General features: G+C 75.5%; 25 protein-coding genes. 7 read left to right on the forward strand and 18 right to left on the reverse strand.

The features are described from left to right. Positions 1-192: 192 nt before the first annotated feature. The 3 genes from AC2A1K_RS28965 to AC2A1K_RS28975 all read right to left on the reverse strand — a co-directional run bounded on the left by AC2A1K_RS28965 (position 193) and on the right by AC2A1K_RS28975 (position 4,575). Positions 193-2,673 (reverse strand): HelD family protein, encoded by a 2,481-nt coding sequence (locus AC2A1K_RS28965; RefSeq protein WP_483899815.1) that lies wholly within the window; start codon positions 2,671-2,673, stop codon positions 193-195. A 139-nt stretch (positions 2,674-2,812) separates the two neighbouring features. Then, positions 2,813-3,859 carry an MBL fold metallo-hydrolase gene (locus AC2A1K_RS28970; protein ID WP_483899816.1) on the reverse strand — a complete coding sequence of 349 codons (1,047 nt, stop codon included), beginning with the start codon at positions 3,857-3,859 and terminating at the stop codon, positions 2,813-2,815. Continuing rightward, a complete protein-coding gene (locus AC2A1K_RS28975) occupies positions 3,856-4,575 on the reverse strand; it encodes a pyridoxamine 5'-phosphate oxidase family protein (protein WP_483899817.1) in 720 nt (239 codons plus the stop codon). Before AC2A1K_RS28975 ends, AC2A1K_RS28970 begins: the two co-directional genes overlap by 4 nt. Before the next feature lie 567 nt (positions 4,576-5,142). Between AC2A1K_RS28975 and AC2A1K_RS28980 the strand changes: the two genes are divergently transcribed. Then, complete coding sequence (locus AC2A1K_RS28980; protein WP_483899818.1) at positions 5,143-5,919, forward strand: hypothetical protein; 777 nt, start codon at positions 5,143-5,145, stop codon at positions 5,917-5,919. A 100-nt stretch (positions 5,920-6,019) separates the two neighbouring features. On the opposite strand, the gene mihF is transcribed toward AC2A1K_RS28980, so the two are convergent. The 5 genes from mihF to AC2A1K_RS29005 form a co-directional block, all read right to left on the reverse strand. After that, the gene (gene mihF / locus AC2A1K_RS28985) at positions 6,020-6,331 is read right to left on the reverse strand and encodes an integration host factor, actinobacterial type (protein WP_274284601.1); all 312 of its coding nucleotides are present in this window, start codon (positions 6,329-6,331) and stop codon (positions 6,020-6,022) included. 297 nt (positions 6,332-6,628) lie between these two features. Beyond that, positions 6,629-7,297: a class I SAM-dependent methyltransferase gene (locus AC2A1K_RS28990; protein WP_483899819.1), complete on the reverse strand. Its 669-nt coding sequence runs from the start codon at positions 7,295-7,297 to the stop codon at positions 6,629-6,631. Then, positions 7,287-8,195: a lysophospholipid acyltransferase family protein gene (locus AC2A1K_RS28995; protein WP_483899820.1), complete on the reverse strand. Its 909-nt coding sequence runs from the start codon at positions 8,193-8,195 to the stop codon at positions 7,287-7,289. Before AC2A1K_RS28995 ends, AC2A1K_RS28990 begins: the two co-directional genes overlap by 11 nt. Further along, positions 8,192-9,091 carry a GNAT family N-acetyltransferase gene (locus tag AC2A1K_RS29000; RefSeq protein ID WP_483899821.1) on the reverse strand — a complete coding sequence of 300 codons (900 nt, stop codon included), beginning with the start codon at positions 9,089-9,091 and terminating at the stop codon, positions 8,192-8,194. Before AC2A1K_RS29000 ends, AC2A1K_RS28995 begins: the two co-directional genes overlap by 4 nt. 93 nt (positions 9,092-9,184) lie before the next feature. Beyond that, a complete protein-coding gene (locus AC2A1K_RS29005; RefSeq protein WP_483899822.1) occupies positions 9,185-10,348 on the reverse strand; it encodes a glycosyltransferase family 4 protein in 1,164 nt (387 codons plus the stop codon). Positions 10,349-10,677: 329 nt separating this feature from the next. Here AC2A1K_RS29005 and AC2A1K_RS29010 point away from each other — a divergent pair, with 329 nt between their 5' ends. From AC2A1K_RS29010 to AC2A1K_RS29020, 3 genes are all read left to right on the forward strand, one after another. Next, complete coding sequence (locus tag AC2A1K_RS29010) at positions 10,678-11,508, forward strand: SAM-dependent methyltransferase (RefSeq protein ID WP_483899823.1); 831 nt, start codon at positions 10,678-10,680, stop codon at positions 11,506-11,508. A 282-nt stretch (positions 11,509-11,790) separates the two neighbouring features. Beyond that, entirely contained in the window at positions 11,791-12,174 is a 384-nt protein-coding gene (locus AC2A1K_RS29015; RefSeq protein WP_483899824.1) for a transglycosylase family protein, read from the forward strand. Positions 12,175-12,209: 35 nt separating this feature from the next. Further along, positions 12,210-13,853, forward strand: a complete 1,644-nt coding sequence (locus tag AC2A1K_RS29020) for an FAD-binding dehydrogenase (RefSeq protein ID WP_483899825.1) — start codon at positions 12,210-12,212, stop codon at positions 13,851-13,853. Between the two features lie 211 nt (positions 13,854-14,064). Here AC2A1K_RS29020 and AC2A1K_RS29025 read toward each other — a convergent pair whose 3' ends face one another. From AC2A1K_RS29025 to AC2A1K_RS29040, 4 genes are all read right to left on the reverse strand, one after another. Next, positions 14,065-14,718 carry a response regulator gene (locus AC2A1K_RS29025; RefSeq protein WP_483899826.1) on the reverse strand — a complete coding sequence of 218 codons (654 nt, stop codon included), beginning with the start codon at positions 14,716-14,718 and terminating at the stop codon, positions 14,065-14,067. Next, positions 14,715-16,001, reverse strand: coding sequence for a sensor histidine kinase (locus AC2A1K_RS29030; protein WP_483899838.1), 1,287 nt, complete (start codon positions 15,999-16,001; stop codon positions 14,715-14,717). Before AC2A1K_RS29030 ends, AC2A1K_RS29025 begins: the two co-directional genes overlap by 4 nt. A gap of 47 nt (positions 16,002-16,048) precedes the next feature. Further along, positions 16,049-18,028: a serine hydrolase domain-containing protein gene (locus tag AC2A1K_RS29035; RefSeq protein WP_483899827.1), complete on the reverse strand. Its 1,980-nt coding sequence runs from the start codon at positions 18,026-18,028 to the stop codon at positions 16,049-16,051. A 260-nt stretch (positions 18,029-18,288) separates the two neighbouring features. Beyond that, positions 18,289-19,155 (reverse strand): alpha/beta hydrolase family protein, encoded by an 867-nt coding sequence (locus AC2A1K_RS29040; RefSeq protein WP_483899828.1) that lies wholly within the window; start codon positions 19,153-19,155, stop codon positions 18,289-18,291. A 46-nt stretch (positions 19,156-19,201) separates the two neighbouring features. Here AC2A1K_RS29040 and AC2A1K_RS29045 point away from each other — a divergent pair, with 46 nt between their 5' ends. Continuing rightward, positions 19,202-19,759, forward strand: coding sequence for a TetR/AcrR family transcriptional regulator (locus tag AC2A1K_RS29045; RefSeq protein ID WP_483899829.1), 558 nt, complete (start codon positions 19,202-19,204; stop codon positions 19,757-19,759). Here AC2A1K_RS29045 and AC2A1K_RS29050 read toward each other — a convergent pair. Continuing rightward, complete coding sequence (locus AC2A1K_RS29050) at positions 19,756-20,193, reverse strand: hypothetical protein (protein ID WP_483899830.1); 438 nt, start codon at positions 20,191-20,193, stop codon at positions 19,756-19,758. The two genes, AC2A1K_RS29045 and AC2A1K_RS29050, sit on opposite strands and share 4 nt — an antisense overlap. 87 nt (positions 20,194-20,280) lie before the next feature. On the opposite strand from AC2A1K_RS29050, the gene AC2A1K_RS29055 reads away from it, so the two are divergent. After that, positions 20,281-21,273, forward strand: coding sequence for an aldo/keto reductase (locus AC2A1K_RS29055; protein ID WP_483899831.1), 993 nt, complete (start codon positions 20,281-20,283; stop codon positions 21,271-21,273). A 45-nt stretch (positions 21,274-21,318) separates the two neighbouring features. Here the strand turns inward: AC2A1K_RS29055 and AC2A1K_RS29060 are convergent, their stop codons facing one another. Genes AC2A1K_RS29060 through AC2A1K_RS29070 form a run of 3 tightly spaced genes read right to left on the reverse strand, consistent with a single transcriptional unit; the run spans position 21,319 to position 22,747 of the window. Next, positions 21,319-22,386, reverse strand: a complete 1,068-nt coding sequence (locus AC2A1K_RS29060) for an alpha/beta hydrolase (RefSeq protein WP_483899832.1) — start codon at positions 22,384-22,386, stop codon at positions 21,319-21,321. After that, positions 22,386-22,565, reverse strand: coding sequence for a DUF3253 domain-containing protein (locus tag AC2A1K_RS29065; RefSeq protein ID WP_483899833.1), 180 nt, complete (start codon positions 22,563-22,565; stop codon positions 22,386-22,388). The genes AC2A1K_RS29060 and AC2A1K_RS29065 overlap by 1 nt, the downstream gene beginning before the upstream one ends. Then, positions 22,562-22,747 (reverse strand): DUF3253 domain-containing protein, encoded by a 186-nt coding sequence (locus AC2A1K_RS29070; RefSeq protein WP_483899834.1) that lies wholly within the window; start codon positions 22,745-22,747, stop codon positions 22,562-22,564. Before AC2A1K_RS29070 ends, AC2A1K_RS29065 begins: the two co-directional genes overlap by 4 nt. Positions 22,748-22,784: 37 nt before the next feature. Between AC2A1K_RS29070 and AC2A1K_RS29075 the strand changes: the two genes are divergently transcribed. After that, entirely contained in the window at positions 22,785-23,219 is a 435-nt protein-coding gene (locus tag AC2A1K_RS29075; RefSeq protein WP_483899835.1) for an SRPBCC family protein, read from the forward strand. 178 nt (positions 23,220-23,397) lie between these two features. On the opposite strand, the gene AC2A1K_RS29080 is transcribed toward AC2A1K_RS29075, so the two are convergent. Both AC2A1K_RS29080 and AC2A1K_RS29085 read right to left on the reverse strand, forming a co-directional pair. Further along, positions 23,398-24,627: a CaiB/BaiF CoA transferase family protein gene (locus AC2A1K_RS29080; protein WP_483899836.1), complete on the reverse strand. Its 1,230-nt coding sequence runs from the start codon at positions 24,625-24,627 to the stop codon at positions 23,398-23,400. After that, on the reverse strand, positions 24,624-25,115 hold the full coding sequence (locus tag AC2A1K_RS29085) for a flavin reductase family protein (protein ID WP_483899837.1): 492 nt from the start codon (positions 25,113-25,115) through the stop codon (positions 24,624-24,626). Before AC2A1K_RS29085 ends, AC2A1K_RS29080 begins: the two co-directional genes overlap by 4 nt. Between the last annotated feature and the right edge of the window lie 353 nt (positions 25,116-25,468).

Below are 25,468 nucleotides of genomic sequence, written 5' to 3' on the forward strand. Positions count from 1 at the left end.
TGCCCGCCCTCCTCCCGGTGCGCGGTCGACCCGATCATCCCGTACGACGGGGTCCCTCGTCTGCGTGACGTCCCGGGCGGCGCGTCGCCCGAACGGCGGGTTGCCCGCCGCGAGCGGCCGGTGGTCGACGACGCCCACGGCCGATTCCACGGACGGCCCCTGCCCGGTGGTTCGATGCCGGGCGTGCCCGCGTTACCCGAGCAGGCGACCGAGAACGGGCGGTACGACGTCCGGGTGCACGACCACCAACGACCGGGTGGCACGGGTGAGGGCGACATAGAGGTCGTTGAGCCCGCGGGGTGAGGCGCTCACCACGCCCTCGGGGTCGACGAGCACGACGGCGTCGAACTCGAGGCCCTTGGCGTCGGCGACCTCGGACACGACGATCTCAGCGCCGAGGTCGACCGTCGGATCGCCCGACCGCCCGCCGTCGGCGGCCCCGGTCGGCCCGGCCGCGACGCCCAGGGCGGCGGCGAGCTCGTCGACCCGCGCCCCCGGCGCGAGCACCGCGACGCGCCCGGCGCCCTCCGCGTCGACGACCGCCTCGCGCGCCCGCCGGGCCTGCTCGACAGCCGCCGCGACCAGCCCGGACTCGTCGGTGGGCACCGCGCGCGGCGCCACCCCGGACGCGCGCACCGACTCCGGCGGCGTCGCCGTGGGGTCGATCGCGGCGAGCACGTCGGCCGCCACCGCCATGATCTCGGCGGGCGTGCGGTAGTTGACCGTGAGGACCTCGCGGCGCCAGCGCGCCTTCACGTACGGCGCGAGCACCTCGCCCCACGACGAGGCCCCGCCCCGCGCGCCGGTCTGCGCGACGTCGCCGACCAACGTCATCGAACGGCTGGGGCAGCGGCGCATCAGGACGCGCCACGCCATCGGCGAGAGCTCCTGGGCCTCGTCGACGATGACGTGCCCGAAGGTCCAGGTCCGGTCGTCGGCGGCCCGCTCGGCGGCCGAGGCGTAGGTGGCCTCGCGGGTGCGGTCGGCGAGCACGCTGGCGTCGACGACGTCGGTGGGGCGCAGGAGCTCGGGGTCCCAGTCCTCCTCCATCGCGAGGATCTCCAGCACGCCGGCGGCGTAGGCCTCGTCGGCCTCGCGCTTGCGCTCCTCGGCCTCGCGGGCGGCGGTGTCGTCCTCGCCGAGCAGCTCGGCGACCTCGTCGAGCAACACGGCGTCGGCGGGGCTCCACCAGGCGCCGTCGAGCAGGTCGGTCGGCGGGGCGTCGCGGGCCAGCAGGGCGCGGTCGGCGTCGGACCAGCCGCGCGTGGCCGCCCGGAGGCGCGCCGGGGTCGTCCAGAGGTCGGCGAGCAGCTGCGGGGGCGTCAGCGTGGGCCAGAGCTCGTCGAGCACGGCGCGCAGGTCGGGGTCGGCGCGCAGGCCGGCCCGGACGTCGGCGCGGTCGCCGCGGTCGAGCAGGTTGCCCTGCCCGTCGAGGTCGCGGCCCACTCGGTCGACCTCGCGGCGGGCGAGCTGGTCGACGACCTCGCGCACGAAGGTCCGCTTGGCGTCGTTGTGGGGCCGGCGGGTGCGCCGGGCGCGCGTGCGGGCCTGGGCGACGGTGTCGCGGTCGACCACGACGGGTTCGCCGTCGACGTGCAGCCGGATCGGGCGCCGCGGCAGCTCCTGGCGGTCACGGACGGCCGTGGCGAGCATCTTGCTCATGTCGACGTGGCCCTTGAGCGCGGCGGCGGTCGCCGGCTCGGGCCGATGCGCGGCGAGGCCCGGGTACAGCTCCCCGACCGTGGAGAGCAGCACGCTGGTCTCACCGAGCGAGGGCAGGACCTGCTCGATGTAGCGCAGGAACGTCGGGTTGGGCCCGACGACGAGCACGCCGCGGCGGGCCAGCTGGCGCCGGTGGGTGTAGAGCAGGTACGCCGCGCGGTGCAGCGCCACGGCCGTCTTGCCCGTCCCGGGCCCGCCCTCGACGACGACCACGCCGTTGGCGCTGGAGCGGATGACCCGGTCCTGCTCGCTCTGGATGGTCGCGACGATGTCGCCCATGCGCCCCGTGCGCCCGGCCGAGAGCGCGGCGAGAAGCACCGCCTCGCCGGTGAGCCCGGTGCGCTGGGTGGCGCGTGTCGAGGCGGCCGCTGCTGCTTCATCGAGGTCGAGGATCTCGTCGTCGACGGCCGTGACGCGCCGGCTGCGCGAGCGGATGTGCCGGCGGCGGCGCACGCCGTCGGGCGAGGCGGCCGTCGCGGTGTAGTACGGGCGGGCCGCGGGCGCGCGCCAGTCGACGAGCAGCGGCTCGTAGTCGTGGTGGTCGTCGAGCAGCCCGAGGCGCCCCACGTAGAGCACGTCCTGATCCCTGCCGTCGCCGCCCTCGACCGGCTCCGGGTCGCCGTCGATCGGCGGGGGCGGCGGACGGTCCGGGTCGAGGTCGAGGCGCCCGAAGCACAGGCCGTTCTCGACCGCGGAGAGCGTGGCCAGCTGCTCGGAGTACATCTGGGCGGCGGCGTCGCGCTCGGAGACCGCCTGCGGGGTGCCGGTGGTCTCGTCGCGCAGCACGCGGGCGAGCAGCGCCGCGGTCTCGGCCCGGCGCTCGTCGAGCTTGCCGTAGAGCATGCTCACGTAGGGCTGCTCGGCCGCGACGGGGTCGACGGCCCCGGGATCGCCGTCGGGGTCGTGCGCGCCGCGCGCGGTGTCGGCGGCGGACGGGGACGTACGGGTCACGCGGGCCTTCTCCAGCGGACGGTCCGGCGCCTGGTGTGCCGGGACGACCCTCCACGGTAGCCCGGCACACCGACCGCGCGCCGCCGGCAGGGGCGATCCTGGGCGCACGGGAGGTGTCCGTCCCGGGTCGGCCGGGTGGTCAGGCGGGCGTGCTCCGGACGACGCCGTCCTCGCCGGACGTGCGCGTCACCCGCCCCTGCGCGGCGAGGACCTCCAGGTGCGCGTCGGTCTCGAGCACCGCGAGCATCCGGTTGAAGGTCTCCATGTCCTCGAGGCGGTGCTCACGGCGCGTCCACCGCAGCGCGCCCGCGATCTCGGCCGCGGTCGACAGGCCCTTCCCGGCCGCCGTGGCGATCTCCTCGAGGCGATGGTCGTGATGGGCGATCAGCTCGTCGACGCGCTCGTGCACGCTCGGCGCGACCGGCCCGTGCGCGGGCAGCAGCAGCCGGTCGGGCTCGGCGCGCAGGGCCGCGAGCGACGTCAGGTAGCGGATCAGCGCCCCCGGCCGCGCCGCCGGCTCGAAGCCGATCGAGGGCGTGATGTGCGGCAGGACGTGGTCGCCGGCGTAGAGCATCGGGCCGTCGGGGCCGGACTCGTCGACGAACACGAGGTGCCCGCGCGTGTGGCCCGGCGTCTCCCGGGCGACGAGCGAGCGCCCGCCCGCCCGCAGCTCCTGCCCATCGGCGAGCCACTCGTCGGGGTCGGCGAAGTCGTCGACCGGCGGCGCCTCCTCCGCGCCCAGCCAGGCGCGGATCTCGCCGGCGAGCTCCGGGGCCCCGGCGCGCTCGAGGCCGACCACCTGGGCCTGCAGGCCGGTGTCGCGACCGCGCACGGCCTCGAGCGACTCGGCCTCACCCGCGCCGAGGGCCACCCGCGCGCCGTGGGCGCGGCGCAGCGCGATCGCCTGGCTGTAGTGGTCGCGGTGGACGTGGGTGACGAGGAAGCGGCGGATGTCGCCGATCTCCGCGCCGATGCCGGCGAGCAGCCGCGCCAGGACGTCACGCGACTCGTCGATCGCCCAGCCGCCGTCGACGAGCGTGAGCTCGCCGTCGTCTCCCTCGGGGCTCAGCGCGTAGACGTTGACCGCGCGCAGGGAGTCGTTCGGCAGGGGCAGCGGCAGGCGGTGGACGCCGGGAGCGACGGTCTCGAGCTCGGGTCTGGTCCACGCATGCCGGTCGGAGATCACTCTCCGGAGGATGCCCCTGCCCCCGCGTGTTCCGCCGCCCGGGGGTCCCTCGCGGGGGTGTCGGCTCGCTCACGCGCCTCGGCGCGTCGGGCCCCGGCGACGCCGAAGTGGTCGCCGCCCTTGCGCTTGACGTCGTCGGTGCCCCAGGAGCGGCTGCGGTCGACGGGCACCATCCGCGGGATGTGCTTACGGCAGTGGATGTAGGCCTCCTCGACGGTGACCTCCACCCACAGGTCGGCCCGCCGCCCCGGCGCGGTCTCCTCCGGGATCTCGGGGTGCTCCGCGCGCAGCACCGCGTCGTCGACGATGCGCGCCGCCCCGTTGACGTGCAGCCCGATGAGCTCGTCGGTGAAGTCGATCATCATCAGGCCGACGTGCGGGTTCTCGGTGATGTTGCCGAGGCTCGCCATCACCCCGTTGCCCCGGTACTCCGGCCACGCCACGTGCCGGTCGTCGAGGACCTGCAGGAACCCGGGCGGCCCGGCTCGCAGCGTCGAGTCGCACTCGCCGTGGGCGTCCGCCGTCGCCACGAACGCCATGGTCATCCGCGCCATGAAGTCCTGCATGGCGGGCACGAGGCGGTCGCACATCTGGTCGCCGTAGAAGCGCTCGGCCCGTGCGGACGTCCCGAGGGCGTCCTGCAGGGCGCGCTCGCCGTCGGAGCCGGGACGGTGGGGGTCGGGCTGATCGGGCTGGGGGGTGACCCGGTCGCTCATCGACGCCTCTCCGCGGCCCGCTCGGGGCCGCCGTGTCGGGGCGGTGGACCGGGCGGGTCGCCGGGGCAGCACCCGCCCCCGGAGCCGCTGCGGTCGGGGACCGCCCCGATGGAACCCTTTCGTCCGGGTGCTGTCGACCCGCTGGGTAGCGCAACCCTCGCTCGGCGCAACCGGGATGAGCGGCCCGCGAACAGGGAGTGGGCCGAACAGCCGCACTTGTCTGTGATGTACATCACTTCGTGATGAACCCGAGACCCGGCCGCGGCGCGGTCGTGACCGGACATCCGCGGCCTGAGCAGCCGCGACGCGCGTGGACACCCAGCGTCCGGGCCTCGCTCCGTCCGGTGACGGGTCTTCCCCCGCGACCTAGTCTCGGGGATGTCCGGTCACCCGTGGCAGCTGGTGCCGGACCCGCGCTCGTCCCGCCCGGGCCTGTCCGGCGGGCGCGGCCCCCGACCCCTGCGGTGACAGGCCGAACGCCACGCGCCGGGCTCCCCAACCGGCGACGCGGCACCTGGCTCGCTCCCCTTCGCGCCAGGTCGACCGGCGGCGCGACGGAGACCTCGCATGGCACGACACCGTGCGGCGCCTGCCCGAGCGGCAGCAGCGCCTCCCCCGGCCGCACCCACCGGCACCGCTGTGATGACGGGCGGGCAGCGCGCCATCGACCTCGCCGCCGCCCTGCCCCGCCAGGGCCCCACCGAGGCACACCCGTCGGGGCCGATGCCCCGCGCGGCCCGCAGCGCCTCCCGCGACAGCACCTCCCGCGACAGCACCTCCCGCGACAGCACCTCCCGCGACAGCACCTCCCGCGACAGCACCTCCCGCGACCGGGCCCTCGACGCCGACACCGCCGCGCTCGACCTCGCGGCGATCGCGCTCGCGGCGGCGAGCGCGGGCCCGGCCGGTCCCTCCACCGGCTCCACGGCGCTCCCGGGCGGCCCCACGACCGGCGGGACGCCGCGCCCGGCCTTCCCCGCGGCCGTCCCGAGCGCCCTGGCGCCGGTGACGCCGTCGCACGCGGTCCCGGCCGTCGGGCGCCGCGACCCCGGTCGGCGCGTGCCGCTACCGACCCGCACGGCCGGGGCGCTCGCCCTGGTCGGCGCGCTCGCGGGCGGCGGTGTCGCCGTGGTCGGCGGGAACGCCGTCCTCACGGCCGACCCCACGCCCACCACGGGCGAGCTCCGCGTCGGCGACGTGGCGAACGCCGCCGAGAGCGCGGCGGCGGCCGCGACGGTGCCCCAGGCCGATCAGCAGCAGGGCGAGCGGCAGAACGGCCAGAACGACCAGGGCGGACGCCACCGCGCCGATGACGGCGCCGCGGCGTACGGCGGCGGCTACTGACCCTTCCGGTCACCCCGACACACGACGGGGCGGTCGGTGGTCCGGGGAACCGGACCACCGACCGCCCCGTCGTCGTACGTGCCGGGTGCGGCGCGCGGACTCAGCCGAGCGCGCTGACCAGTGCCTCACGCTGGCGGGAGCCGAGGCCGGCGACGCGTCGGTCCTCGGGGATCCCGGCCTGCTCGAGGACCGCGGAGGCCTTCGCCGGGCCGTAGCCGGGCAGGGCCCGGACGAGCTGCGAGACCTTGGTCTTGCCGGCGATCGGGTCGCTCTTGCCGCGGTCGAGCACGGCGGGGATCGACTCCTCGCCGCTCTTGATTCCGGCCAGGAGGGCCGAGCGGGCCTGGCGGGCCTCGCGCGACTTGGCCTGGGCGGCCTCGCGCTGCTCGGGGGTCAACGTCGGGAGGGCCATCGCGGTGTCTCCCCTCTCTGTGGTGCGGGTTCGTCGCGGAGGGACCACGACGCGGTCGGACCGGTCACAACAGACGGTCACACGGACGGTCGGTCGACACGGAACGCCACGCCGCGACAGTGCCGCGATCCGGACGTCCGGGCCGATGGTTGCGGGACCGTACACCCTCCCGACGGGCGCCCTGCCCCTGACCTGGGCGGATCACCGCACCGCCCTCCGCAGCACCCGTCGTGGTGACACCCGGGCGTCCGTGATCACCCACGTGCGCCCCTTGGGCACCGCCGAGGGGAGGAGCCGTCAACGCCGCGGTGACGACGCGCGGTAGACGACGGCCGGGGGCAGGTTGCGCCAGACCACCGGGGACGTCTCGACCTCGGCGAAGCACTCGCCGAGCTCCGTGCGCAGGGCCCGCGCCGGGCCGGCCCAGGCCGTCCACCGGTACGCGAACTGCACGAACACGCCGTCGTCGGCCAGGGCGCGCGCCACGACCGGGACCAGGGAGTCGTCCCGACCCGGGCGGGTCGCCGACCAGCCCAGGCCGCTGACGACGGCCTGCGCCCCGCGGATGCCCCGCAGCGCGAGGAGGGCCCCGAGCTCGGCGACGTCGGCGGGCACCACCTCGACGGTGGGAAAGCGCTCGGTGAGGCGGTGGGCGAGCACCGGGTTGATCTCGACGGCGAGCTGGCGGCCGCGGCCGGCGAGCCGGTGCGCGAGCAGCCCGGTGAACGCGCCGCTGCCGGCGCCGAGCTCGACCACCGCGGGATGCGGGTGGTCGCCGCTCAGCGCGGCGTCGGCCATGGCGCGGGCGAGCGCCGTGCTGCTGGGCCACACCGAGGCCGTGGCCACCGGCGCGCGGACGAACTGCGCGGCGAACACCGCCCGGTCGGCGAGGGAGGCCTCGGAGGGGGGCTCGGGCGGCAGGGGCTCGGGCGACAGGGGCTCGGGCGACAGGGGCTCAGGCGGCATGGTCGAGCTCCCGGACGGTGGGCAGCGAGCTCGGCACGGCGGGGTGCCGCTCGCGCCCCGGCAGGGCGGCGGCGATCGCCCGGGCGGTGCGCGCCGCGAGGGCTCGCCGGGCGGTCGCGCGCGCCGGTCCGGCGGGGACCGTGCGGGGGTCGATCACCGGGCACGCGGTGACGTCGACGTCGACCCCGCGCGCGGTGAGCACGCGCAGCAGCGAGGCCGCGAGGGTGTCGTCGCCGACGAACGCCGCGGTGGGGTCGACGGGAGCCGCGCTCGGGTCCTCCCGGCGCCGGTAGCGCAGGGCCACCGGGACCACGGGCGCACCCGCGTCGTGGGCGGCCTGGAAGGCGGCGGGCCGGAACCGGCCGAGGTCGCGGCCGCAGCGCGTGGTGCCCTCGGCGAACACGCCGACCGGGACACCGGCGCGCAGCGCGTCGGCGAGGCCGCCGACCGCACCGGGCAGGTCGCGCAGCCGGTCGCGGTCGAGGAACAGGGTGCCCGCGCACGCCGCCATGAGGCCCAGCAGCGGCCACCGGCGCACCTCGGTCTTGGCGAGCATCCGGACCGGCGCCACGGCGTGCAGCGCGACCACGTCGAGCCACGACACGTGGTTGGCGACGACGAGCGCACCGGGCGGGGCGGCGGGGCCGGTCCGGCGCACCCGCACCCCGCAGGCCGACAGCACCGCGGCCGCCCAGAGCCGCTGCACCCAGGCCGTCGCGGCGGGCCCGAGCAGCGGCACCACCAGCGCCGCGAGCAGGCCCCCGAGGAGCACGGCGGCGAGCGCCGCGCCCCGCACGGTCAGGCGCAGCGCGCGCAGCACCCGGGCTCGCGCGTCCGCCGACGGCGGCCCCGGCAGGCAGCCGGGGTCGCACGGGGAGGTCGGCGACCAGGCGTTCACGCCTCCTCCCCGAAGAGGTGGCGGCGCCAGCGCGGGTCGATCGCGGTGTGGTCGAGGAGGACGAACAGGTCGGCGACGCCGAAGTCGGGGTCGAGCGCCGGCACGCCGCCGATCTCGGCGCCGAGGCGCAGGTAGCCGCGCAGCAGCGCCGGCAGAACCGCGCGGGCGGCCTTGTTCGCGCCGGGGACCTCGGGGTCGTGCGCGGCGATCGGGGCCTCGTGCCACGGGCGGACCCGCCGCGCGACCGGGGCGAGGTGCTTCGAGGCGACGAGCGACCACACCGCGCCCGGCATCGCGCCGTCGCCCGTCAGCGGCACGCTCGCGCAGCCGACGACCCATCGGTGCCCGGTGAGCATCATGTAGCGGCCGATCCCGGCCCAGACCAGCGAGAGCACGACGCCGTGGCGGTGGTCGGGGTGCACGCAGGAGCGCCCGACCTCGACGATCTCGTCGCGCAGGTCGTCGAGGGCCGAGAGGTCGAACTCGGTGTCGGAGTAGAGGCCGCCGGCGGCGCGGGCGCCCGCCGGAGTGAGCATCCGGTACGTGCCGACGACCGCCCCGGTGGCGTCCTCGCGCACGACGAGGTGGTCGCAGTGGGCGTCGAACGCGTCGGCGTCGCGTCCCTCGGCTGCCGCCGCGAGGGCGATCTCGTCGTCGGGGGCGGGGCGGGCGCCCTGCTCGCCGGCGAACACCCGGTGGCGCAGCCGCTGCGCGGCCGCGACGTGCTCGGGCTCGCGGGTGAGCAGCAGGCTGTAGCCGGCGGTGTCGGCGGTCTCGGCGGAGGTGTCGACGACCGGGACGGGCCCGGTGGGCGGCACCGCGGCCACCGCCTCCTGCTCGTCCTGGCTCGCGGAGGCGGGTCCGGCGGACCTCGCCAGCACCTGGGATGTGGCCATGGGGCGCTGTCTACGGGCCGAGATCGCCCGGGGGCCCACCCCGGCGTGACGGACGGGTGTGGTCCGGGTGAACTCACGTGCGCGCGGTGCACCTCACGCGGCGGGGGGCGACGCGACGTCGGGCGTGATCGAGCCGGTCTGGTCGCCGGCGATGACGGCGGCGTAGTGACCGAGGAGCTCCTCGCACACCGAGGGCCACGTGCGCCCGGCGACACGACGGCGCCCCGCCGCGCCGACGGCCCGCCGCGACGCCGGGTCGTCGCGCCAGGCGGCGATCCTGCCGACGATCTCCGCGCCGGCGATCGGCGAGGCCGGGTCGTAGAGCCAGCCGGTGCGGCCCGGGTCGACGAGGTCGGCGACACCGCCCGCGTCGGGAGCGATCACCGGCAACCCGGAGGACTGGGCCTCCTGGACGGCCTGGCAGAAGGTCTCGTGCGGGCCGGTGTGCACGAAGGCGTCGAACGACGCGTACGCCTGCGCGAGCTCGGTGCCGCCGCGGAAGCCCAGGAAGTGGGCCGAGGGCAGCAGCTCGCCCAGCCGCGCCCGCGCGGGCCCGTCGCCGACCACGACGACGCGCACGCCGGGCAGCCCCTCGAGCGCCGCGAGCCGCTCCACCTGCTTCTCCGGGGCGAGGCGGCCGACGTAGCCGACGAGCATCTCCCCGTGCGGGGCGAGCTCGGCACGCAGGTCGTCGTCGCGGCGGTCGGGGTGGAAGCGGTCGGTGTCGACGCCACGGCCCCAGCGGTGCACGCGGGGCACGCCGTGCGTCTCCAGCGCGTCCACCGCCCACCGCGACGGCGCGAGGGTGCGCGAGGCCCCGCTGTGCAGCCGACGGATCCATCGCCACGCGGCCCGCGCGGTGAGCCCGACGCCGTACGAGGCCGCGAAGCCGGCGACGTCGGTCTGGTACACGGCGACGGCCGGGACCCCCAGGCGCCGCGCGACGGTGAGGGCACGCGCCCCGAGCACGAACGGCGAGGCGAGGTGCACCACGTCGGGCCGGTACTCCTCGAGCGCCGCGCGGACCGCCGGGGTCGGGACGCCGACGGGCAGCGAGTCGACGCCCGGCACGTCGACGGCGGGCACCCGGACCACCGGCACGTGCGGCGCACCCGGCACCTCGTCCGGCCCCGCCCCGGGGGCGATGACCATCGCGGAGTGGCCGCGGCGCTGCAGGTGGGCGACGACCTGGAGCACGGAGTTGGTGACGCCGTTGACGGCGGGCAGGAACGACTCGGTCACGACGGCGACGCGCACGTCCGCACGGTGGCCGTCTCGGGGGCCCTTTCCGCCGACAAGGACGTGTCCCTCGTCCTAACACCGACCCAACACTGCGTTCGGCCGGCTCCTGAAGATCCCTTCAAAGATCACCCACGGTCAGAACGCACCCGCGCGACGCGCGTGTTCCGGCGTGTCACGACCGTCTTCATCGGCGTGTCGGACACGGACGGTGGAGAAGGGTCGCTCCGCTGCGCGTGTCGGGGGATTCCTTCGTGTTGACAGCGCCGTGGTGCTGTCGGCTACTGGACAGCAGGTGTGACGGACCTGCGGCAACCCCGGTCATCCGGCGAACGGAGGGAGGACGCGTGGTCGACGACGTCCGCTGGCCGCTCGGGCCTCCCGGCGCCGCCAACTTCGACCTCCCGAGCTCCGCGCGCGTCTACGACTTCCTGCTCGGCGGCACGTCCCACGGTGCCGTCGACCGCGTGATGGGCCGGGACATGGCCCGCGCCGAGCCGCTGGTCGCGTCGATCGTGCGCGAGAACCGCTCGTTCCTGCGCCGCGCCGTCACGTTCCTCGCGCACGCGGGGATCGACCAGTTCCTCGACCTCGGCTCGGGCATCCCCACGATGGGCAACACCCACGAGATCGCCCGCCGCGTGAACCCCGACGCCCGGGTCGCGTACGTCGACATCGACCCGGTCGCGGTGGCCCACGGCGAGCTGCTGCTCGGCGCGGCCGCCCGGGGTGTCTCGGTCACCCACGCCGACATGCGGGACCCCGAGAAGGTCCTCGCAGCGCCGGCGGTCACCGACGTCATCGACTTCGCCCGACCGGTCGGGGTGCTGATGTTCTCCGTGCTCCAGCACGTGTCCGCCGCCGACGACCCGGCCGCGGTGGTCGCGGGGTTCGTCACGCATGTCGCGCCCGGCAGCGCGCTGGCCGTCTCCCACCTCACCGCCGACGACCCGCGCATCGACATGGACGCGATCTGCGGCCCGACCCGCGCCTATCCGAGCGGCCGGGCCACCCCGCGCTCGGCCGGTGAGCTCGCGGCGCTGGTCGAGGGCCTGGACCTCGTCGAGCCGGGCCTCGTCTACGCCGCGCAGTGGCGACCCGAGCCGCGGCGGCACCGCGGCCCGCTGGCCGAACCGTGCTGCGGGCACCGCGCCGCCGTCGGGTTCCTCCCCGCCTGACCGGTTCGCGACCGCCACGTGCGCGACGCAAACCCCGCTCGCCTCGATCCTCGCCCGCACGGTCGCACCGAAAGGACCAACGCGCATCGGGTTATCACTACTCCGTTCGCCGCCCAACGCGAGGTGACGACCACTCACCGCGACAGGCGATGAGGTAGCGATCACCGGTTGTCACAAAAGGTCTCAGTTCGGTTACGGTCCCTGACCGCGCCGTTCCGCTCCCCAGCACCACCCCCCGGGCGGCGCCCACCCACCGAGACGAACCGACGAACCGGAGCCCCGATGTCTGGTCGCCATCACCTGCCGTCCGCCCCGTCCCGTCCGCTGCTCAAGGCCGGTGTGGTCGCCGCGGCCGCCGTCACCGGTCCGCTGGCCGTCACCGGCACCGCGATGGCCGCGCCGTCGGTCTCGCCGGACTCGAACGCCACCTGGGACCGCCTCGCGATGTGCGAGAGCACCCAGAACTGGGAGGCCGACACCGGCAACGGCTTCAAGGGCGGCCTGCAGTTCACGGACTCGACCTGGAGCGAGTTCGGCGGCGAGCAGTACGCCTCCTCGCCCGACGAGGCCAGCCGCGAGCAGCAGATCAAGGTCGCCAAGAAGGTGCAGGACGAGCAGGGCTGGAACGCCTGGCCGACCTGCTCGGAGAAGCTCGGCCTGCAGTAACCCACCGGGCGAGCGCTCCTGCCACGATGCCCGGTATGCCCGACGCCGACGTCATCGTGGTGGGGGCCGGTCTCGCCGGTCTCGTCGCCACCGCCGAGCTCGCCGACGCGGGACGCCGGGTGGTCCTGCTCGATCAGGAGCCCGAGGCGTCGCTCGGCGGGCAGGCGTGGTGGTCGTTCGGCGGCCTGTTCCTCGTGGACAGTCCCGAGCAACGCCGCCTCCGCGTCCACGACTCGTTCGATCTCGCCTGGTCCGACTGGACCTCCAGCGCCGGCTTCGACCGCGCCGACGAGGACCGGTGGGGCCGCGAGTGGGCCCGCGCCTACGTCGAGTGGGCGGCGGGTGAGAAGCGCCCGTGGCTGCACGCGATGGGCGTGCGCTTCTTCCCCGTGGTCGGCTGGGCCGAGCGCGGCGGCGCATCGGCCACCGGCCACGGCAACTCCGTGCCGCGCTTCCACATCGTCTGGGGCACCGGCCCCGGCATCCTCGAGCCGTTCCTGCGGCGGGTCCACGCCGCGGTCGCCGACGGGCGCGTCACCATCCGCTGCCGGCACCGGGTCGACACCCTGGAGATCACCGCGGGCACCGTGACCGGCGTGTCAGGCACCGTGCTCCAGCCCTCCGAGGTCGCCCGCGGGGAGTCGAGCTCGCGGGAGGGCGTCGGTACCTTCACCCTCGCGGCCGACAGCGTCGTGGTCACCTCCGGGGGCATCGGCGGGAACCACGACGCCGTGCGCGCCGCCTGGCCGGAGCGCCTCGGCCCCCCGCCGCGCGAGATGATCTCCGGGGTGCCCGCCCACGTCGACGGGCGGATGATCGGCATCAGCGAGGCCGTCGGCGCGCGCGTCGTGAACCGCGACCGGATGTGGCATTACACCGAGGGGATCGTCAACCACTCGCCGGTCTGGCCGCTGCACGGCATCCGCATCCTGCCCGGCCCGTCGTCGCTGTGGTTCGACGCCGAGGGCGGCCGTCTGCCCCCTCCCCTGTGGCCCGGGTTCGACACCCTCGCGACGCTCGAGCACATCGGCCGCACCGGCCACGACCACACCTGGTTCGTGCTCAACCAGCGGATCCTCGAGAAGGAGTTCGCGCTCTCGGGGTCCGAGCAGAACCCCGACTTCACCGGCCGCGACATCCGCCTCGCCCTCCAGCGCGTCCGTCCGGGGCCGACCGAGCCGGTGGCCGCCTTCCAGCGCTCGGGCCAGGACTTCGTGCAGGCCGACTCGCTCGGCGAGCTGGTCGGCCGGATGAACGCCCTCACCCCCGAACCGCTGCTGGACGCGGCGGCCGTCGAGCGCGAGGTGCTGGCCCGCGACGCGGAGCTGGCGAACCCCTACGGCAAGGACGGCCAGCTCGCCGCCATCCGCTCGGCACGCGGCTACCTCGGCGACCGCCTGGTGCGCGTCGCCCCGCCGCACCGCATCCTCGACCCCGCCGCCGGCCCGCTGGTCGGCGTCAAGCTGCACGTCCTCACGCGCAAGACCCTCGGCGGGCTCTGGACCGACCTCGACGGGCGCGTCCTGGGCGCCGACGGGTCCCCCCTGCCCGGGCTCTACGCCGCCGGCGAGGCCGCGGGCTTCGGCGGCGGCGGCGTGCACGGCTACCGCTCGCTGGAGGGCACGTTCCTCGGCGGCTGCCTGTTCTCGGGCCGGCAGGTGGGCCGCGCGCTGGGGTAGGACCGCACGCTGCGCGTGCGAGCGATGCGGCATCGCTGGCGTCACACGCCAGGATCGCCACACGCTCGGTGTCGCGACACGCCGAGGGCGGGACCGGATCCGGGGCTCGCCGTCCACGGCGCGCTGCCCGCACGCCGCCGAGCCCGTGCGGGTGCTCCGGGGCGCGGTCGCGAGCAGGGCTCCCTCCCCGAGGACGAGTGCCGGCGACCTCTCACCCCGACGCGACTCCGTTGCGGTAGGCCCAGACGACGGTCTGCACGCGGTCCCGCGTCCCGATCTTGGTCATCGCGCGCCCCAGGTGCGACTTCACCGTGCTGACCTCGACGACGAGCTCCGCCGCGATCTCCGCGTTCGACAACCCGTCCGCGAGCAGCCGGACGATCTCGGTCTCGCGCGCGGTGAGTCCCTCCGCGACCTCCGAAGCCGACGACGCGACCGGCCGCCGACGGGCGAACTCGGCGATCACCCGCCGGGTGACCGTCTGGTCCACGAGCCCCTCCCCGGCGGCGAGGTGCCGCACGGCGTCGACGAGGTCGTCGGGCTCGGTGTCCTTGAGCACGAAGCCGCTGGCCCCGGCCTCGAGCGCGCCGAAGACGTACTCGTCGAGGTCGAACGTGGTCACCACCAGCACCGCCGGCACCGGCGCCTGCCCGCCGACGATCTCCCGGGTGGCCGCGAGCCCGTCGCCGCCGGGCATCCGTACGTCCATGCAGACGACGTCGGGGGCGAGGAGCCGGGTCAGGCGCACCGCCTCGGGGCCGTTCGTCGCCTCGCCGACGACCTCGATGTCGCCGGCCGACTCGAGGAACATCCGGAACCCGGCGCGCACGACGCCCTGGTCGTCGGCCAGCACGACACGGATCACGACTCACCCCGCGGCAGCTCCAGGCGCACACGCCACCCGCCGCCGGACCGCGGACCGACCTCGAGGTCGGCGCCGATCAGCTCGGCGCGCTCGCGCATGCCGAGCAACCCGAGACCGCGACCGGGGCCCGGCTCGGCGGCGGGCGGCTCGGCGGCGGGCGGCTCGGCCGCCGGCCCGTTGCTGATCTCCAGCACGGTCGCAGTCTCCCCGTGCTCCACGCGGACGGTCACGCGGGCGCCGGGAGCGTGGTCCCGGGCGTTCGACAGGGCCTCCTGCGCCACCCGGTAGGCGCTGACGTCGGCGACCGGCGAGAGCTCGCGCGGCGTGCCGACCACCTCCAGGTCGGCCGATGCCGTCCTCGCCACCAGCCGGTCGAGCACCGCCAGCCCGGGAACGGGCTCCCCCTCGTCGCCCACCCCGTCGGACCGCTCCCGCAACGCACTCACGACCGACCGCAGGTCGTGCAACGTGGAGCGGCCCTGGCTGCGGACCTCGGCGATCGTGCGGCGCGCGGCCTCCGGGTCGCGGTCGATCAGGCGTTCCGCCATCGAGGCCTGGACGACCATCGCCGCGAGGTGGTGGGCCGCGATGTCGTGGAGCTCGCGCGCCACGCGGGTGCGCTCGGCGCCGACCGCGGCATCGGCGCGGGCCCGCTGCGCCTCGACGGCCTCGGCGGCCCGGAGCCGGGCCATCTCCCCGAAGTGGCGACGGGTGCGGACGTAGCCGCCGAGGACCGTGAGCGCGACGTAGGTCAGGACGGACGACAGGAGCTGCGCGAGCACCTGGCCGACGGTGGTCTCTCCCGCCGCGAACACGACGAATCCGGCCGTCTCCACCAGTGCGGCGGCCCCGGCGAGGACCAGCGCGCGCCGCACCGGCAGCCACGCCCCGCAGGTGTAGACCGCGACCACCGGCGCCGGGCCGCGCAGGTAGCCCGCGGGTGCCAGCAGCCCGGCCAGCACCACCTGCAGGGCGATCGTCACCACCAGGCAGAGCACAGGGCGGGTCCGGCGCACCACGAGCACGCCGGCCTGGACCACGAGCACGATCAGCACCGAGGGGGCGGTGACGGGGTCGACGGCCAGCGCTCCGCCGAGCGCCGGGTCGACGCGAGCGACCAGCACCAGCACGACCGCCACCAGCGCCATCCCGAGGGCGAGCGCGGCATCGCGGCGCCCGGGCGTGGTCAGGCCGAGACGGGTGAGCAGCGCGTCGACCCGGGTCTCGACCCCGTCGGCGCTCGCGGTGTCGCCGGGGTGCGACGGATCGCCGGGCGGGGTCATCAGGGTCACCGGGCCTTCGTGATCGCCGAGCAGGGGGATCGTAGGACTCAGTAGCTCAGGTCGGGGGAGATCAGCCCATAGGTCGCCGCGACACCCGCCACGGCCACCAGGGCCAGCAGGACCAGCACCCGCCCGGTCGTCCCGAAGGCCCCGACGCGGCGTCGCAGGCCCGTCACGACCGCCGCCGCGGCCGGCACCACGGCCACGACGCCGAGGGCCTGCAGCCCGACGAGCACGGCGAGCACGGCCGTCGGGACCTGACCGAGGCCCGTGAGCGTGAGGACGACCAGGACCCACCCCCCGAGCGCGGCGACCGCGGCCGCGGCGCCCGCACGGGTGGAGGCGACGGCCACGCGGTCGGCCCGCGGGACCACATCGGCCACGACCGCCCGGCCGTACCGCCGACGGATCGCCGCGCCCGCCGGCCAGGCCACGAGGGCACCGAGCAGCACCACGACGGCGCCGAGGAGCACCGGCAGCACGAGAGCGGCGGTGCGCCACGGCGGGGTCGGGAGCATGGTGAAGGCGCCCTCGACGCCGAGCGCGGCGACCCGCCCGTCCTCGACGCGCATGGCGACGACCCGGTGGCCGCCGACCTCCTGCCAGACCCACGGCCGGATCTCGCGATAGACGGCCGGGTGGGCGCTCAGGGGCCCGGGCGAGAACACGAGGGTCCCGTCCGGCTGCGCGGCGGTCGTGACCTGACCTGACAGGTTCATCGCGGACAGGAACGTGGTGAACGGCGCCCGCGCGGACTCGTAGGTGCCCGCGGCCAGCCGCGCGTGCTCGACGTCGCCGGTTGGGGCGGGGTCGGTTGCGGGGGCGGTTGCGGGGGCAGTTGCGGGGAAGTACCGGTCGGTGAACCCGTGGAGCACGGACTCCCGCAGCTCGTGGCTGTCCATGGCGCCGCGGCCCGAGCCGTTCAGCGTCACGAAGATCCCGGTGCGCTCGTCCGGGTAGAGCTGCAGGTGCGAGTGGAAGAACTGTGTGTCGCCCCCGTGGCCGAGGATCCGGCGCCCGTTCCGGCTCTCGTCGAACAGCCCCAGCCCCATCCGCGGACCTTCGGCGAGCGCGCCGAGGGCCTCGGCGCCCAGGGCCGGGGACCGCATCAGCTCCTGGGCGGCCGGCGAGAGCAGGTATGGGTCGCCGAGTTGGGCCAGCATGAACCGCGCCACGTCGTCGGGGGACGCGGTGAGCGAGCCGGCGGGCGAGGGCCGCAGTGTCTCGACGGGGCCGGCGGGCTCGTCGACGGTCGGGTACGCCTGCGACAGGCGGCCCCGCAGCGGCGCCGGGAGCGGCTGCGCGGCGCTCGACGAGGTCATCCCGGCGGGGACGAGTACGTGGCGTCGGAGGTACTCGGCGTAGGGCGTGCCGCTGACCCTCTCGACGACGTAGCCGGCGAGCCCGTAGCCGTAGTTGGAGTAGGCGGGCACCGTTCCCGGCGCGAACACCTGCTGCGGCGGGTCGACGGCCAGGTGCTCGCGCAGGCGGTCGGGGGCCTCGCCGAGGGTGATCAGGTCGCGGATCCGCTCCTCGAAGCCCGCGCTGTGGGTCAGCAGGTGGCGCATGGTCACCGGCGGCTCGAAACGCAGCGGCAGCGGGAAGTCGAGGTACCGCCGGACGTCGGTGTCGAGGTCGATCCGACCCTGCTCGACGAGCTGGAGCACCGCGGTCGCGGTGAAGATCTTGGACACCGAGCCGACCCGGAACAGGGTCCGCTCGGGATCGACGGGCTGCACGGTCGCCGTGTCCGCGAAGCCGAAGCCGCGGGACGTGAGCACCTGTCCGTCCCGCACGACGGCCACCGCCGCGCCCGCGATCCCGGCCCGGTCGATCCCGGCGGGGACGACGCCGTCGAGCCAGGCGTCGAGGTCGGCCTGGGTGAGGGCGGCGGTCGCGGTGGGTGGCGCGGACGGGGCCGACGTCACGGTCGGGGCGCCGCCGACGCACCCGGCGAGCAGGGTCGCGATCAGCAGGACGAGGACCACCGCCCGGGCACGGCCTGTCCGTGACGTGTTGTCGATCATGGCGGCGGTCTCCTCCGGACGACGATCTGTCGTGGATGGACACTGCCGGGCACGGGTGGCGGACACATCGGGCGCAGGTCGACGGTCGGGCCTCCGACCTCCGTCGGAGGCGGTGGGTGCGGAGGTCGACCCGGCCATGGTCACGTCGGTGGGCCCCGCGGTGCTCGCCCCTCGGCGGGGCCGCGCTGGTGGGAGCGAGGGAGTCCCTCGCTGCGTCGCAGGCACCCGGGGACGCCCTCGCATCCCCGACCGCGCGCCGATCAGCGCGACTCGAGACGACCGATCGGCTCCTCGACCCGGTCGAACGCGGCCGCCGCGTCGCGCCAGCTCGGGTCGTCCGGCTCGAGCGCGGTCCTCAGCCAGGCCGTGGTCAGCCGCTGGAGCGCCGCCACGCGCGCCGGGTCCTCGTCGGTCGTCTCCGCCGCCTCGTACCCCGGGATGCCGCCCAGCGAGTGCTCGGCGCCGAAGAGCGTGAGCAGGCTCTTGCCCGGCGGGCTCAACCAGTAGGGATCCGCCGACCAGTCCGGCCCGCGGGTGCTGAGCGCGCTCGCGTCGGCGCCGCCCACGACGACGAGCGCCGGCGCCTTCATCGCCGAGAAGTCGGGGTTCAGCCACGGGAACATCTCGATCACGCCGGGCCGCAGGGCGTCGCCGCCCCGCCCGGCCGTCGCGAGCAGGACGCCGGCGGTCACGCGCGGGTCGGCGAGGTCCTCGCCGTCCACCCGTAACCCCAGCAGCACCCCCACCGTCTGCCCGCCGAACGAGTGCCCTGCGGCCACGACTCGCTCGTGCTCGACACGGCCCGCCAGCCCCGGCACCGCCGCCTCCACGGCGTCGAGCCCGTCGAGCACGCGCGTCATGTCGTCCACCCGATGACGCCAGAACCTCCGTCGCCGGGGGTCGTCCTCGGGCAGGCCGATCGTGCGGGAGTCGAGATGGGTCGGCTGGACGACGACGAACCCCTGCGCCGCCCAGTGGTCGACGAGCGGTCCGTACGCCCGCGAGGAGGATCCGAAGCCGTGCGAGAAGAGCAGGACCGGCAGCCGCGCCCCGGAGACAGGGGCGGAGACGCGGTACGACCGCTCCCCCAGCACGACCGGGATCACCGACACGACGGGCACACTCATGGACCCAATTCCTAGAACGACTGTTCTATGAAGTCAAGGTGAGCACATGGTCGGACGACCGATCGATCACGAACACCGTGCGGCGCTGCTGGACGCCGCCGTCGACCACGCGGCCGAGCAGGTGTTCTCCGAGCTGTCGTGGCGGTCGGTCGCGGCTGCGCTCGGGGTGTCGACGACGACGCTGGTGCACCACTTCGGCACGAAGGAGCAGATGCTCGAGGCGATCCTCGGCCGCCTGCGCGACCGCCTGGTCGCCGAGAGTCGGGCGCTGGCCGGCGCGCAGGCCGACCTGGCGACCACCGCGCGGGCGTTCTGGACCTGGAGCGCCGACGAGAGCCGGTGGCCGACACTGCGGCTGTTCTTCGCGGTCTACGGGCGGGCGCTGCAGTCCCCGGACGCCTACGCCGAGTTCCTCGAGCAGGTCGGCGCCGACTGGACCGCCGCCCTGCGCGCCACCCAGGGACCGGACGTCGACCCGGCACTGGCCGACCGCCGGGCCACGCTCGTCGTCGCGACCCTGCGCGGACTGCTCCTCGACCTGCTCGCGGGCGGCGACCGCGGCCGGGTGGAGGACGCGGCGCAGGCGTACCTCGCGGGACTCTAGGCGTTCAGCCTGCGCCGGCGCTGGAGCACGACCATCGCGGCCACGATGACGAGCAGGAGCGCCGCCGCGCCGAGCCAGCGCAGGATGCTGCCGCCCGAGCCGGTGTCGGCGACGGTCACCGTGGCCGTCGTCGGGCGCCCGCCGCAGGTCGCGGTGACGGTGACCGGACCGGGGGCGGCGTCGGCCGCGACGGTGACCGTCGAGAACACCGCCCACGGCTGGTGGCCCTCGGGATCGCGCTCCCAGGGCGTGCCGGTCACACCGGGACCGGTGGCCGGGGTCGTCGCGGGCTCCTCGCAGCCCATCTGCGCCCGCAGCGACGTGCCGGGCGCCAGCGGGGCCCCGTCGCCGATCACCAGACCGGGGTCCGCCAGGGCCGTCCCCGCGCCCAGGCACAGCAGGGCGGCCACCAGCGTCGTCAGCAGCAGGCGCATGAGATCACCGTGCCACCTGCGGGACGCCGCACAGGTCACGCCGCGACCACACGTTCAGGGAACCTCGTCCCGGGGCAGCCAGCGCCCATGGAACAACGCATTCTCGGCGGCCAGGGCCTGCGCGTGTCCGCGCTCGGCCTCGGCTGCATGGGCATGACCTTCGCCTACGGCGATCAGGACGACACCGAGTCGCGCGCGACGATCGAGCGCGCGCTCGAGCTCGGGGTCACGTTCCTCGACACCGCCGACATGTACGGGCCGCACACCAACGAGGAGCTGCTCGGGTCGGTGCTGCACGGCCGGCGCGACGAGGTCGTCCTCGCCACCAAGTTCGGCAACGAGATCGGGACCGACGGCCGGGGCACCGGACGTGTCAACGGGCGTCCCGACTATCTGCGCGGGCAGATCGACGGCTCGCTGCAGCGTCTCGGCACCGACCACGTCGATCTCTACTACCAGCACCGCGTCGACCCGGACGTCCCGATCGAGGAGACGTGGGGCGCGCTGGGCGAGCTCGTCGCGGCCGGCAAGGTGCGCTACCTCGGCATCTCCGAGGCCGCGCCGGAGACCATCCGCCGGGCCCACGCCACGGCGCCGATGAGCGCGGTACAGACCGAGTACTCGCTGTTCACCCGGGACGTGGAGGACAACGGCGTGCTCGCCACGTGCCGCGAGCTGGGCATCGGCTTCGTCCCGTACAGCCCGATCGGGCGCGGCTTCCTCTCCGGCACGATCCGGCGCACCGAGGACCTGCCCGAGGGCGACTGGCGGCGCAACTCGCCGCGGTTCCAGGGCGAGGCGCTGCAGGCGAACCTGCGGGTGCTCGACGAGGTGAACGGCCTCGCCGAGCGCAAGGGCGTGACGCCGACCCAGCTCGCGCTGGCGTGGGTGCTGGCGCAGGGGCCCGACGTCGCGCCGATCCCGGGCACGAAGCGGCGCCGGTACCTCGAGGAGAACGCGGGCGCTGCCGACGTGAGGTTGTCCGCCGAGGAGCTGGAGGCGATCGAGAAGGTCGCGCCGGCCGGCGTCGCGAGCGGCGACCGCTACCCCGCCGCGGCGATGCGGATGCTGCACCACTGACCGACCGACGTGAGTGCTTTCCCGCGCTATGGCGCGGGAAAGCACTCACGTGCCGGCGCGCTCCCGGTCGGTCGTCAGGGCGAGGCCGGCGCGCAGGGCCGAGGCGGCGTCGAGGACGGCGTCGCGCGCGGCCGGGATGACGCCGGCCATGCCCGCGTAGCCGTGGATCAGCCCGGGGAAGCGGCGCGCGGCCACCGGCACGCCGGCGGCCCGCAGCGCCGCGGCGAGCTCCTCGCCCTCGTCGCGCAGCGGGTCGAACCCCGCCGTCGAGATGTAGGCCGGCGGCATGATCGCCAGGTCGTCGACCTCGAGCAGGCCCGTCGGGCGGATCGGCTCGAGGCCGTCCGGCAGGTAGTAGCGCTCGAAGACCTCGATGTCGACGGTCCGCAGCCCGAACCCCTCGGCGAAGAGCTCCCGCGAGCCGCCCGCCCGCCCCGCGTCGGTGACCGGATAGAGCGCCAGCACGAACGCCGCGGTCTCCCGGCCGTGGCGCGCGAGCTGGTGCGCGGCGGTCAGCGCGAGGTTCGCGCCGGCCGAGTCGCCGCCGACCGCGACGGTCGTGGCGCGGTAGTCGTCGCGGTGGGCCAGCACGTGATCCAGCGCCGACGCGGCGTCGGCGAGCCCGGCGGGGAACGGGTTCTCCGGCGCGAGGCGGTACTCCACCGAGAGCACGCGGACCCCGGCCTGGTGGGCGAGCACCCGGCACAGCGGCGCGCTCGAGGCGATGCTGCCCAGCGCGAACCCGCCGCCGTGGAAGTGCACGAGCAGGGGCGCGACGTCGTCGCCGACCTCGGCGGGCTCGTACAGGCAGGCGGCCAGCGAGCCCGGCGCGTCGCGTGCGGTGCTCGCCGGGACGGGGACGGTCGTCGAGCGCGCCCGCACCCCCGGCGTCCGGGCGACGGCGAGGCCGGCCGCCGCGTCCGTGGCGTGGCGCTGGTCGACGAGCGAGGGCTCCTCGCCGCGGGCGATCAGGCCGAGCACGCGCAGCACGAGCTGCACGTCGATGTCGAGGGTCTGGCCGTCGCGCGTCGTCGTCGGGCCGGCGACGAGGCGACGGAGAGGACGGGGCAGGCCGATGAGGGAGCGCAGGATGCGCCGCAGAACAGCGAACATCACCCGGCGAGCCTAGGCGCGTCCCGCGACGGAGGTCGGCGGTGCACCCCACGTGGGGGATTCCTGACATCCGACGTCAGTCGTCTCGCCTCCGGCGCGTCGGCTCCGCGGCCCGGGTGGCGCAGACGGACGGGGCCGCGGGCGGTCGCCGGGTCGACGGGCTCGCCGCGCTGGGTCATCTCTCGATCGTCCCCTCGTCCACGAGCCTGCTCGCCACCCGGCGGGCCTCGGGCACGAGGTCGTGCCACGCGTCCGGGTCCACGCGGCGCGCCGCCTCGGACGGGCAGATCGTCTTCCCCGGCGCCCGGTCGTCGAGCAGCGTGACGATCGCGTGGGCGAGGGCGCGGTCGGTGTCGGGCACGCGTGCCGGATACCCACAGACGGGGTAAGGACGTGTCGTGAGTGAACCGGTGACGAGGACCGTGGAGATCGACGCGCCCGTGTCGCGGGTGATCGAGGTGCTCTCCGACCTCGAGAACACCGACCGCTGGGCGAACGAGGCCAGGTCGGCGACCGTCGAGGCGCACGACGAGCGGGGGCGCCCGACGCGCATCGTCGTCACACTCGGCGCGCTGAGGTTCACCACCGACGCCACCTACGACGTCACCTACGCCGACGACTCCATGACGCTGACGTGCGTCGCCGCCCGTCTCATCCGCGAATCGACGATCGCCTACACCGCCCACGACCTCGGTGGCGACCGCACGCGCCTGGAGATGGCGTCGACGATGGAGGTCACCGTCAAGGGCGTCCCGCGCTGGGGCCTGGACCGGGCCATGGGCTCCAGCGCCGAGAAGAACCTCGCGTCGATCAAGAAGGACGCCGAGGGCTGACGCCGGCAGCCGTGGCAACCTGCCGAGCGGTGTCGCCGAAGATCACGGGGCACGTCATGCACCGAGGTCCGCGCGCTCCTGATCACCGTGCGGGGCGGCGCACGCACGCGAGGGGCATCTCCCGCCTGATCGACAGGCCCGCGGAGCTACGCGCCGCGCCTGTCGCCCGACGGTCTCCTCAGATGACCTTCTCGTCGGTCAGCGCCGCGATCTGGTCGCCGGAGAGCCCGAGCTCGGCGTAGACCTCGCCGTTGTGGTGCCCCGGTACGGGCGGGCCCGCCCAGCGCACCTCGCCCGGGGTGTCGGAGAAGACCGGCACGACGCCGGGGCCCAGGACGTCCTCGCCGAACCGTTCGTCGAAGTGCGGCGCGAGCATGCCGCGGGCCCGGAACTGCGGGTCGGCGACGACCTCGGCCGCCGTGTTGATCGGCCCGCAGATCACGCCGGCCTCGTCGAGGACCCGGCGCACCTCGGCCGCGGGCAGCGAGCCCACCCACTCGCCGACGATCCCGTCGAGCTCGTCCTGGTTCTCGCCGCGGGCGCGGTGGTCGGCGAAACGGGGGTCGTCGGCGAGCTCCGGGCGGCCCATCGCACCGCACAGCCGCCGGTACACCGTGTCCTGGTTGGCCGCGACGACCAGCCACAGCTCGTCGGCCGTGCGGTACACGTTCGACGGCGCGATGCCCTCGAGGCGCGTGCCGCCGGGCTGGCGCACACGGCCGAGCTTGTCGTACTCCGGGATGATCGACTCGAGCACCGAGAGGCACGCCTCGGTCAGCGCGACGTCGACGACCTGGCCCTGCCCGGTCACCGAGCGGTGGTGCAGCGCCGCGAGCACACCCTGCACCGCGACCATTCCGGCCAGCGAGTCACCCAGCGAGATCGCCTGCCGCGGTGGCGCCTGCCCCGGGTAGCCGTTGATGTAGCGCAGGCCCGACAGCGCCTCGGCCACGGACGCGTAGCCCGCCTTGTCGGCGTAGGGCCCGGTCTGCCCGTAGCCCGACACCCGCGCCAGCACGAGCCCCGGGTTGACCGCCGAGAGCCGGTCCCACCCGAGGCTCCAGCGCTCGAGCGTGCCGGGCCGGAAGTTCTCGACGACGACGTCGGCGCCCTCGACCAGCTGCAGGAACACCTCCTGGCCGCGCTCGGAGCGCAGGTCGAGGGTGATGCAGCGCTTGTTGCGGGCGTGCACGGTCCACCAGAGCCGGTGTCCCTGGTACGACTCCTGGCCCCAGTCGCGCATCGGGTCCTGACCGCCCGGCGGCTCGATCTTGACGACGTCGGCGCCGTAGTCGGCGAGCAGCCGCCCGGCGAAGGGGCCGGCGACGATCGTGCCCAGCTCGAGCACCCGGACGTCGACCAGGGGACCGGGACCGGCCGGCTGCCCTCCGGTCCGTGGCTCGCTCACTCCGCGACCGCCGGGCTGGTCCGCGCGTACCCCCCGCGGTGGAAGACGAGCGGCGGGCTGCCGGGGGCGCCGAGGTCGTGCACCGCACCGACGACGATGAGGTGGTCACCGCCGTCGTGCACGGCGTGCAGCGTGCAGTCGATCCAGGCCGTGGCCCCGCCGAGGATCGGCGAGCCGAGACCCGACGCGGTCCACTCGACGCCGGCGAACTTGTCGCCGCCCGACACCGCGAACGTCGTCGAGAGCGCCTCCTGCTCGGCGGAGAGCACGTTGACGACGAAACGGCCGGTCGCCTCGATCTTCGGCCAGCTCGACGACGAGCGACCGGGCAGCACGAGCACGAGCGGAGGATCGAGGGAGAGCGAGGAGAAGGACTGACACGTGAAGCCGGCCGGACCCTCGGGGGTCGTGCCGGTGACGATGGTGACGCCGCTGGGGAAGTGCCCCAGCACCTGGCGCATCGTCGAGGCGTCCGTGCCCTGGCTCATCCGCTGCCTCCCGGGTGCCGCTGTCGTGCACGACCGTATTGACCTCGCCCCGTCCGTGCACCTCGCGGAGCCCTGCGTCACCGCACGCCCACCCTCGTCAGGACCCCGGAGACGGAGCGTCCTCACCGAACCCCCGACGCTTCGACGGCCGCGCCGCCGCGCGCCAGGGACCGGGCCCCGGTGTCACGCTCGGCCCCGACAAGCTCGCCCACTACCGCCTCGACCGCTAGGCCGTGTCTGACGGATCAAGGTAGCCAAGCCAGCAGGGCGCGGAAGGTGAGCGCGCCGCGGTAGTTGATGGCGTGCTTGTCGTAGCGGGTGGCCAGCCCGCGCCAGGCTTTGAGCTGGTTGAA

It is taken from the genome of Actinomycetospora sp. 2LY8.5 (assembly GCF_057180585.1).

What these genes read in the sequence shown, in the direction of transcription:
- AC2A1K_RS29055 (WP_483899831.1), top strand. Translation starts at nt 20,281, where the DNA reads ATGGAACAACGCATTCTCGGCGGCCAGGGCCTGCGCGTGTCCGCGCTC.
- AC2A1K_RS29050 (WP_483899830.1), bottom strand. Translation starts at nt 20,193, where the DNA reads ATGCGCCTGCTGCTGACGACGCTGGTGGCCGCCCTGCTGTGCCTGGGC.
- AC2A1K_RS29060 (WP_483899832.1), bottom strand. Translation starts at nt 22,386, where the DNA reads ATGTTCGCTGTTCTGCGGCGCATCCTGCGCTCCCTCATCGGCCTGCCC.
- AC2A1K_RS28990 (WP_483899819.1), bottom strand. Translation starts at nt 7,297, where the DNA reads ATGCCGCCTGAGCCCCTGTCGCCCGAGCCCCTGTCGCCCGAGCCCCTG.
- AC2A1K_RS29015 (WP_483899824.1), top strand. Translation starts at nt 11,791, where the DNA reads ATGTCTGGTCGCCATCACCTGCCGTCCGCCCCGTCCCGTCCGCTGCTC.
- AC2A1K_RS29040 (WP_483899828.1), bottom strand. Translation starts at nt 19,155, where the DNA reads ATGAGTGTGCCCGTCGTGTCGGTGATCCCGGTCGTGCTGGGGGAGCGG.
- AC2A1K_RS29020 (WP_483899825.1), top strand. Translation starts at nt 12,210, where the DNA reads ATGCCCGACGCCGACGTCATCGTGGTGGGGGCCGGTCTCGCCGGTCTC.
- AC2A1K_RS29045 (WP_483899829.1), top strand. Translation starts at nt 19,202, where the DNA reads ATGGTCGGACGACCGATCGATCACGAACACCGTGCGGCGCTGCTGGAC.
- mihF (WP_274284601.1), bottom strand. Translation starts at nt 6,331, where the DNA reads ATGGCCCTCCCGACGTTGACCCCCGAGCAGCGCGAGGCCGCCCAGGCC.
- AC2A1K_RS28975 (WP_483899817.1), bottom strand. Translation starts at nt 4,575, where the DNA reads ATGAGCGACCGGGTCACCCCCCAGCCCGATCAGCCCGACCCCCACCGT.
- AC2A1K_RS29035 (WP_483899827.1), bottom strand. Translation starts at nt 18,028, where the DNA reads ATGATCGACAACACGTCACGGACAGGCCGTGCCCGGGCGGTGGTCCTC.
- AC2A1K_RS29065 (WP_483899833.1), bottom strand. Translation starts at nt 22,565, where the DNA reads ATGACCCAGCGCGGCGAGCCCGTCGACCCGGCGACCGCCCGCGGCCCC.
- AC2A1K_RS28980 (WP_483899818.1), top strand. Translation starts at nt 5,143, where the DNA reads ATGGCACGACACCGTGCGGCGCCTGCCCGAGCGGCAGCAGCGCCTCCC.
- AC2A1K_RS29000 (WP_483899821.1), bottom strand. Translation starts at nt 9,091, where the DNA reads ATGGCCACATCCCAGGTGCTGGCGAGGTCCGCCGGACCCGCCTCCGCG.
- AC2A1K_RS29030 (WP_483899838.1), bottom strand. Translation starts at nt 16,001, where the DNA reads ATGACCCCGCCCGGCGATCCGTCGCACCCCGGCGACACCGCGAGCGCC.
- AC2A1K_RS29085 (WP_483899837.1), bottom strand. Translation starts at nt 25,115, where the DNA reads ATGAGCCAGGGCACGGACGCCTCGACGATGCGCCAGGTGCTGGGGCAC.